Source organism: Streptomyces sp. NPDC054840 (assembly GCF_053611065.1).
Window position 1 is genome coordinate 1 of the sequence record NZ_JBSGZP010000275.1, and the last position, 8,918, is coordinate 8,918.

General features: G+C 71.7%; 8 protein-coding genes. 6 read left to right on the plus strand and 2 right to left on the minus strand.

Translation table 11 applies throughout. The annotated features are described in order from the left end of the window. Positions 1-46: 46 nt before the first annotated feature. Both ACWGIU_RS20195 and ACWGIU_RS20200 read right to left on the minus strand, forming a co-directional pair. Positions 47-292, minus strand: a complete 246-nt coding sequence (locus ACWGIU_RS20195) for an antitoxin (protein WP_453707665.1) — start codon at positions 290-292, stop codon at positions 47-49. Between the two features lie 23 nt (positions 293-315). Further along, positions 316-486 (minus strand): gliding motility protein, encoded by a 171-nt coding sequence (locus ACWGIU_RS20200; RefSeq protein ID WP_453707667.1) that lies wholly within the window; start codon positions 484-486, stop codon positions 316-318. 217 nt (positions 487-703) lie between these two features. Here ACWGIU_RS20200 and miaA point away from each other — a divergent pair, with 217 nt between their 5' ends. From miaA to hflX, 6 genes are all read left to right on the plus strand, one after another. Beyond that, complete coding sequence (gene miaA, locus ACWGIU_RS20205; RefSeq protein WP_453707669.1) at positions 704-1,642, plus strand: tRNA (adenosine(37)-N6)-dimethylallyltransferase MiaA; 939 nt, start codon at positions 704-706, stop codon at positions 1,640-1,642. Between the two features lie 132 nt (positions 1,643-1,774). Beyond that, positions 1,775-2,305: a hypothetical protein gene (locus ACWGIU_RS20210; RefSeq protein ID WP_453707679.1), complete on the plus strand. Its 531-nt coding sequence runs from the start codon at positions 1,775-1,777 to the stop codon at positions 2,303-2,305. A gap of 70 nt (positions 2,306-2,375) precedes the next feature. Next, the gene (gene dapF / locus ACWGIU_RS20215; protein ID WP_453707671.1) at positions 2,376-3,251 is read left to right on the plus strand and encodes a diaminopimelate epimerase; all 876 of its coding nucleotides are present in this window, start codon (positions 2,376-2,378) and stop codon (positions 3,249-3,251) included. Positions 3,252-3,391: 140 nt separating this feature from the next. Continuing rightward, complete coding sequence (locus ACWGIU_RS20220) at positions 3,392-5,476, plus strand: RelA/SpoT family protein (protein WP_453707673.1); 2,085 nt, start codon at positions 3,392-3,394, stop codon at positions 5,474-5,476. A 187-nt stretch (positions 5,477-5,663) separates the two neighbouring features. Further along, positions 5,664-7,166 carry a M1 family metallopeptidase gene (locus ACWGIU_RS20225; protein ID WP_453707675.1) on the plus strand — a complete coding sequence of 501 codons (1,503 nt, stop codon included), beginning with the start codon at positions 5,664-5,666 and terminating at the stop codon, positions 7,164-7,166. 182 nt (positions 7,167-7,348) lie between these two features. Then, entirely contained in the window at positions 7,349-8,854 is a 1,506-nt protein-coding gene (gene hflX, locus ACWGIU_RS20230; protein ID WP_453707677.1) for a GTPase HflX, read from the plus strand. The last annotated feature ends 64 nt before the right edge of the window (positions 8,855-8,918 follow it).

An 8,918-nucleotide genomic window follows, 5' to 3' on the forward strand; every position in this document is an offset into this window, starting at 1 on the left:
GTACCGGTCGAAGCCGGTCCCGCGCCCCTTCTTTTCGCGGACCGCGTCAGGAAGCGGTCGGCGGCGTCGGCCCGCCGGGAGCGTCCTTGTGCGCGATCTTCCCCAGGGCGTCCTTCGCCTTGCCCGTCCCGCTCGTGATCTGACCGCTGTACTTGCCCTTGGTCCTGGAGTCCATGGCCTTGGCCACCTTGTCCAGGCTCTGGCCGATCCTGCCCTCGTGCTGCAGGGCGAGGTCGCCGACCTTGTCCTTCGCCGGAGCGAGCTTGGCCCTCAGATTGTCCAGCAGGCCCATGGGTCACCTTCCGTTGGCGGTCGCTACGTGCGGGCGCCCTCACCGGTCTCACTGTCCACGGCCACCGTGGCCGCCTGCTGCTTCGGAATCTCCACGACTCCCGCCTCCGGAGACTTCTCGGCAACACGCTCGGCGGCCTCCTCGGCCGCACCGGACTCCGCCGTCAGGTCCACGGCCACGACCGCCTCGGTCACGACCTCGTCCTTACGACGAAAAAACCGATCAAAAACGCCCATGTCTACTCCCGTAACGCTACTCGTGTGAGTGAGGTTCCGCGTCGACCGGACCGGCCTGCGCCGGGCGTACGCAGGGCGTATGCCCGGCGGGAACCTCGCCAGGGCAACGACCCCGACCTCACCCCGTCACCTAACTCGATCGGGTACATGCCGTGAGGTTTGCGAGACTGGGGCCGTGAGGAAAGCAGCCCCCGCCCCGCGGGTCATCGCCGTCGTAGGTCCCACTGCGGCAGGAAAGTCCGACCTGGGCGTAGCCCTGGCCCGCCAATTCGACGGCGAAGTCGTCAACGCCGACTCCATGCAGCTCTACCGGGGGATGGACATCGGCACCGCCAAACTGACGACGGAGGAGCGCGGTGGCGTCCCGCACCACCTCCTCGACATCTGGGACGTCACCGACACCGCCAACGTCGCCGACTATCAGCGGCTGGCCCGCCTGGAGATCGACAAACTGCTCGCCGAGGGCCGCACCGCCGTCCTCGTCGGCGGATCCGGCCTGTACGTCCGGGGCGCCCTGGACGTCATGGAGTTCCCCGGGACCGACCCCGAGGTCCGCGCCCGCCTGGAGGAAGAGGTCACCCTCCGCGGCCCCGGCGCCCTGCACGCCCGGCTTGCCGCCGCCGACCCGGCCGCCGCGCGGGCCATCCTGCCCAGCAACGGCCGCCGCATCGTCCGCGCGCTCGAGGTGATCGAGATCACCGGCCGCCCCTTCACCGCCAACCTGCCCGGCCACGAGTCCGTCTACGACACCGTGCAGATCGGCGTCGACGTGGCCCGCCCGGAGCTCGACGAGCGGATCGCGCGGCGGGTCGACCGGATGTGGGAGGCCGGGCTGGTGGACGAGGTCCGCCGGCTGGAGGCCCGCGGGCTGCGCGACGGAATCACCGCCTCCAGGGCGCTCGGCTACCAGCAGGTGCTGGCCGCGCTCGCCGGCGAGTGCACCGAGGACGAGGCCCGCGCCGAGACCGTCCGGGCGACCAAGCGGTTCGCCCGCCGCCAGGACTCCTGGTTCCGCCGCGACCCGCGTGTGCACTGGCTCAGCGGGGCCGCCGGCGACCGGGGGGAACTCCCCGGACTCGCGCAGTCGTTGGTCGAACGAGCGGTCACAGCCTGATCACGTGATGGCATCGGGACGCCTCACGCGCCAGTAGTGGGGCCGGGGGCGTGCCATCATCAAACTCAAGCGGGTGCGATCACCTGCGATGAACGGCGGCGTACTGAGTCCGAGTGGGGAGGGCGCGTGGCGATGGAGGCCGGCCCTCGCGACACCGGGCGGGACGACACCCCTAGGGAAGCGGATCCGATGCTTCTGGACGGGACGGACGGGACGGACGGGACGGACGGGCCCACGGGGCTCGGGCTGCCCGCCGATCCGGCGCGACTGACCCCGGACGGTCCGGACACCCCGGACTCCGCCGAGGCGGAGGCCGCCGCCGGACCCGAGTTCGAGGTCGAACTGCGCCCGCAGCGCCGCCTGCGCCTGTGGCAGATCGCCCCCATCGCGATGCTCGCCGCCACCGGTTCGCTGATGTTCGCCTTCCCGCTCGCCTTCGAGTTCGGTGACGGCGGTGCCGTGGTCGCCATGCTCGGCTTCCTGATCAGCTGCTGCGCCGGAGGCTGGGGAATGATGGCCGCCCGACGGGTCGGCTACACATGGCCCGGTCTCCCGGCCCGGGGGAGCGGCCGCCGCCCCGACTGGCGCATGGCCGCGCTGTACGCCGCCGTCGCACTGGCCGTCGTAGGTCTCGCGGTGTACCGGGTCGCCCGGCTGCGCTGACCGCCCCTCGGCCGGTTCCGCCCCTCGGACGGTCCGGCACCTCTGAGCTGCGGCTCGGTACCATGGGCGGGTGACGCAGACCACCCTCTCCTTCCTCAAGGGCCACGGCACCGAGAACGACTTCGTGATCGTCCCGGACCCGGACAACGCCATCGAGCTGCCCGCGTCCGCCGTCGCGAAGCTGTGCGACCGACGCGCCGGGATCGGCGCGGACGGCGTCCTGCACGTCGTCCGGTCCGCCGCGCACCCCGAGGCCGCGCACCTGGCCGACCAGGCGGAGTGGTTCATGGACTACCGCAACAGCGACGGCTCCATCGCCGAGATGTGCGGCAACGGCGTGCGCGTCTTCGCCCGCTACCTCCACCACGCCGGACACGTCGAGCCCGGCGACCTCGCCGTCGCCACCCGCGGCGGCGTCAAGCGCGTACACCTCGACAAGGCGGGCGACGTCACCGTCTCCATGGGCCGTGCCGAGCTGCCCGAGGGCGAGGTCACGGTCAGCGTCGGAGACCGGAGCTGGCCCGCGCGCAACGTGAACATGGGGAATCCGCACGCCGTGGCCTTCGTCGAAAGCCTCGACGACGCCGGGGCCCTGGACACCGCCCCGCCGTTCAGCCCCGTGTCCGCCTACCCGTCCGGGGTCAACGTCGAGTTCGTCGTCGACCGCGGCCCCCGGCACGTCGCCATGCGCGTCCACGAGCGCGGCTCCGGCGAGACCCGCTCCTGCGGCACCGGCGCCTGCGCCGTCGCCGTGGCCGCCATCCGCCGCGACGGCGCGGACCCGGCCGTCACCGGCGATGCGGTCGCGTACACCGTCGACCTCCCCGGCGGAACCCTGATCATCACCGAACACCCCGACGGACAGATCGACATGACCGGGCCGGCCGTGATCGTGGCTGCGGGGGAGTTCGACGGGGCCTGGCTGACCGAAACGGCTTTCGGCTGAAGCTTCCCTCTAATGGGTGATCCGTTTCACGCTGAGCGAGAGGTGGACTGCGCCACGTGGTGGGGTCGGTAACATCAGGCACCGGCCCTGAGGGCGCACCCCATGCCCACCACCGCCGGTCGAAGCCGCCGGAGGTGCCCATGAGTGCAGAGGCCACGAACCCCGAAGCACACCCCGAAGCGCGCCCTGAGCTCCGCAGACGGGGGCGGACCAGGCTCGATCTGCGCCGCCTCGGGCGTGCGGCTCTGCTCGGGCCGACGTCACGAGACCGGCTTCCGGACGCCATCGGTCACGTGGCGGAGGCGCACCGTGCCCACCATCCGGACGCCGATTTGTCCATTCTGCGCCGTGCGTATCTCCTCGCGGAGACCTCGCACCGCGGTCAGATGCGAAAAAGTGGTGAGCCGTACATCACACATCCACTCGCCGTCACCCTGATCCTCGCCGAACTGGGCGCGGAGACCACGACCTTGACGGCCTCTCTGCTCCACGACACCGTGGAGGACACGGAGGTGACCCTCGATCAGGTCCGGGCGGAGTTCGGGGACGAGGTGTGCTTCATCGTCGACGGCGTCACCAAGGTGGAGAAGATCGACTACGGCGCCGCCGCCGAGCCCGAGACCTTCCGCAAGATGCTCGTCGCCACCGGTAACGACGTCCGCGTCATGTCCATCAAACTCGCCGACCGGCTGCACAACATGCGCACCCTGGGCGTGATGCGGCCCGAGAAGCAGGCCCGTATCGCCAAGGTCACCCGCGACGTCCTCATCCCGCTGGCCGAACGGCTCGGCGTCCAGGCCCTCAAGACCGAGCTGGAAGACCTCGTCTTCGCGATCCTGCACCCCGAGGAGTACGAGAGCACCCGCGCGCTCATTGCCGCCCACGCCGGGGAACGCGACCCGCTGCCCGCCATCGCCGACTCCGTACGCGGCGTCCTGCGCGAGGCCGGCATCGCCGCCGAAGTACAGGTCAGGCCCCGGCACTTCGTCTCCGTGCACCGCATCGCCCGCACCCGCGGCGAACTCCGCGGCTCCGACTTCGGCCGCATCCTCGTCCTCGTCGGCGAGAATGCCGACTGCTATGCCGTGCTCGGCGAGCTGCACACCTGCTTCACCCCGGTCGTCTCGGAGTTCAAGGACTTCATCGCCACCCCGAAGTTCAACCTCTACCAGTCGCTGCACACCGCCGTGGCCACCCCCAAGGGCTATGTGGCCGAGGTCATCGTGCGGACCCGGCAGATGCACCGCGTCGCCGAGGCCGGAGTGGTCGCCCTCGGCAATCCGTACGCCACCGCGACGCCCGACGCCGCCGCCACCGACCCGGACGAGGAGCGCGTGGACCCCACGCGGCCCGGCTGGCTGTCCCGGCTGCTCGACTGGCAGCAGTCAGCGCCCGACCCCGACACCTTCTGGGCCGTGCTCCGGGCGGAGCTGGCCCAGGACCGGGAGATCACCGTGTTCCGCGCCGACGGGGGAACGCTGGGCCTGCCGGCCGGAGCCAGCTGCATCGACGCCGCCTACGCGCAGCACGGCGAGGCGGCCCACGGCTGTATCGGCGCCCGCGTCAACGGGCGCCTCACCTCCCTTTCCTCCCCGCTGTCCGACGGGGACACCGTGCAGCTGCTGCTCGCGCAGGACGCCTCCTCCGGACCCGCCGCCGAATGGCTGGACCACGCGCGGACCCCCGCGGCCCGGATCGCCATCAGCAGCTGGCTCGAAGCTCACCCCGACCGGGCCATGGCCACGACCTCGGCCGCCCGGGCGCCGCTGTCGGTGGTCGGGGCCCGCGGCGGCGGGGCCAACGCGGTCGCCGACCTTCCGGACGCCACTGTGCGACTCGCCGGGTGCTGCACCCCGGTGCCGCCGGACGCAGTCGCCGGCTTCCTGGTCCGCGGCGGGGCCGTCACCGTGCACCGCATCCACTGTGCGGCGGTGGCGCAGATGCGTGCCGTGGGGCGTACCTCCGTCGCCGTGCACTGGCGGGCCACGGCGGACTGCCGCGTCACCCTGCTCGCTGAATCGTTCGGCCGCCCGCATCTGCTGGCCGATCTGACCGAGGCCATCGCCCGCGAGGGGGTCGAGGTGGTCTCCGCGACCGTGGAACCGCCGGTCGAGCAGCGCGTCCGGCACAGCTACACCCTGCAGCTCCCCGACGCGGCCGGGCTGCCCGCGCTGATGCGGGCGATGCGGGACGTGCCGGGCGTGTACGACGTCAGCCGGGTGTAGCCGCCGGCCGCGTGCCGACGCCGTCCCGGGATACGCCGGGCCGGGAGAGGCCCGCCGGGATACGCCATGCCAGGAGAGGCCCGCCGGGTGGGGGACGTAGGCCGGAACCACTCCGGACGGCCCCGTTCGGGTGGACCCGTCGCGCGCCGTACGCGGCCGTGTGGCGGACGCTGGTAAGCGGTGGTGGATGCAGCTCTCCTCCCCACGCCTGCGCGCCGCCCTGCTCGCCGCAGCCTCCCTCACCCTCGTCGCCGCCGTCCTGCCCCCACCGACGGCCCTGGGCATCGGCGACCGGCTCTTCCCGGATCTCGGGAACCCCGGGTACGACGTGCTCTCGTACGACCTGTCCTTCGCCTACAAGGACAACATCACCCCGCTCGACGCGGTCACCGTCATCGACGCCCGCGCCCTGGAGCGGCTGGAGCGCATCAACCTGGACTTCACCCACGGCAAGGTGGCGTCCGCCGAGGTCAACGGGGAGCCGGCGCGGTTCGAGAGCGTGGGGGAGGACCTCGTGCTCACGCCCGCGCACCCGGTGGCGGAGCGTATGCCCCTGCGCATCACCATCCGGCACACCAGCGACCCGCGCGGCCGCGGGGACGGCGGCTGGGTGCCCACGGAGGACGGCCTGGCCATGGCCAACCAGGCGGACGCCGCCCACCGCGTGTTCCCCTGCAACGACCACCCCGCAGACAAGGCGATCTTCACCTTCCGGATCACCGCCCCGGCCGGGCTCACGGCCGTCGCCAACGGGGAGTCGGTGGCCCCCGGCGTCCGGGTCGGGCCCACGACGACCTGGACGTACCGGACCCGGCACCCCATGGCCACCGAGCTGGCCCAGGTCTCGGTGGGCCGTTCCGCGGTCGTGCACGGCACCGGACCGCACGGGCTGCCGCTGCGCGACGTGGTGCCCGCCCAGGACCGGGAGCGCCTGGATCCCTGGCTGAAGAAGACCGCGGGCCACATCGAGTGGATGGAGCAGCGGGTCGGCCGCTACCCCTTCGAGAACTACGGGGTGCTGATCGCGCGGGCCACGACCGGATTCGAGCTGGAGACGCAGACCCTCTCGCTCTTCGAGAGCAACCTGTTCGCGGGTGAGGGCTACCCCGACTGGTACGTGGAGTCCGTCATGGTCCACGAGCTCGCCCACCAGTGGTTCGGCGACAGCGTCACCCCGCGGACCTGGTCCGACCTCTGGCTCAACGAGGGCCACGCCACCTGGTACGAGGCCCTGTACGCGGACGGGCTCGGCAAGTACTCCCTGGAGCGGCGCATGCGCGAGGCGTACCAGCGCTCCGACCAGTGGCGGGCGGCGGGCGGCCCGCCGGCCGCCCCGAAGGCCGCCGCACCCGGCGAGAAGATCGGGCTGTTCCGGCCGGTGGTCTACGACGGATCCGCACTGATCCTCTACGCACTGCGGCAGGAGATCGGCACTGACGCCTTCGACCGGATCGAGCGGCGCTGGGTCACGGAGAACCGGGACGGGATCGCGGGGACGGCCGACTTCGTACGCCTGGCCTCGCAGGAGGCGGGCCGCGACCTCACGGCCTTCCTGGAGCCCTGGCTGTACGGGACCACGACCCCGCCGATGCCGGGCCACCCGGAGTGGAGCGGCAAGGTGGCCACAGTCCCTGGCAAGGCGGCCACGGCCTCCGGCAAGGCGGCCACGGCCTCCGGCAAGGCGTCCTGAGCCTCTGCGCACGGCAGCCTCCGACAGGGCCGCAGCCCGCCGGAGCGCCCAATAAAGGGTGTGACCGGTGAGGAACGGGCATGTCACCATCGACGGGGCCGCGCGGGGAATCCCCCAGCGGTGTGACACGTTGGACGTGACAGTTAACGTGACACTGCTATTCGAATCGACGTAAGGATCCAATGACCTCCTCTTCTTCCCCTTCCCAGGACGCGCGGGACGCACAGGATGCGCGGGACCCGCAGAGCTTCACCGAGAGCCTTCGGGCCGATGCCCTGATGGAAGAGGACGTCGCCTGGAGCCACGAGATCGACGGAGACCGGGACGGCGAGCAGTTCGAGCGCTCGGAGCGCGCGGCCCTGCGCCGCGTGGCCGGCCTCTCCACCGAGCTCGAAGACGTCACCGAGGTCGAGTACCGGCAGCTGCGCCTGGAGCGCGTCGTGCTGGTCGGCGTCTGGACCTCCGGCACGGTGAACGACGCGGAGAACTCCCTCGCGGAGCTCGCCGCCCTCGCCGAGACGGCGGGTGCCCTCGTACTCGACGGTGTGATGCAGCGCCGTGACAAGCCGGACCCGGCCACCTTCATCGGCTCGGGCAAGGCGCGCGAACTGCGTGACATCGTCATGGAGAGCGGCGCCGACACCGTCGTGTGCGACGGCGAGCTCAGCCCCGGCCAGCTCATCGCCCTCGAAGACGTCGTCAAGGTGAAGGTGGTCGACCGGACCGCCCTGATCCTCGACATCTTCGCCCAGCACGCCAAGTCCCGAGAGGGCAAGGCGCAGGTCGCGCTCGCGCAGATGCAGTACATGCTGCCGCGACTGCGCGGTTGGGGTGCCTCGCTGTCCCGCCAGATGGGTGGCGGTGGCGGTGGCGGCATGGCCACCCGAGGTCCCGGTGAGACCAAGATCGAGACCGACCGGCGACGGATCCGCGAGAAGATGGCGAAGATGCGCCGGGAGATCGCGGAGATGAAGACCGGCCGTGACATCAAGCGGCAGGAACGGCGCCGCAACAAGGTGCCCTCGGTCGCCATCGCCGGTTACACCAATGCGGGCAAGTCCTCGCTGCTCAACCGCCTCACGGGCGCGGGCGTCCTGGTGGAGAACGCGCTGTTCGCCACCCTCGACCCGACCGTGCGCCGGGCCGAGACGCCGAGCGGCCGGGTCTACACCCTGGCCGACACCGTCGGCTTCGTCCGGCACCTGCCCCACCACCTGGTCGAGGCCTTCCGCTCCACGATGGAGGAGGTCGGGGACTCCGACCTGATCCTGCACATCGTGGACGGTTCGCACCCCGCGCCGGAGGAGCAGCTGGCGGCGGTGCGCGAGGTGATCCGTGAGGTCGGCGCGGTGAACGTGCCGGAGATCGTCGTGATCAACAAGGCGGACGCCGCGGATCCGCTCGTGCTGCAGCGGCTGCTGCGGATCGAGAGGCATTCCATCGCCGTCTCGGCGCGGACGGGCCTGGGCATCGAGGAACTCCTCGCGCTCATCGACTCCGAGCTCCCACGGCCCGAGGTCGAGGTCGAGGCCATGGTGCCGTACACGCGCGGCTCGCTGGTCGCCAAGGCGCACGCCGAGGGCGAAGTGATCTCCGAGGAGCACACCCCGGAGGGCACCCTGCTCAAGGCGCGGGTCCACCAGCAACTGGCGGCGGACCTGGCGCCGTACGCGCTCGCGAAGCACTGAGCGTGCCGGACGGATCGACGTGTGACGGCATGACGGCATGACGGCTGAGGCCCCCCTGCACCGC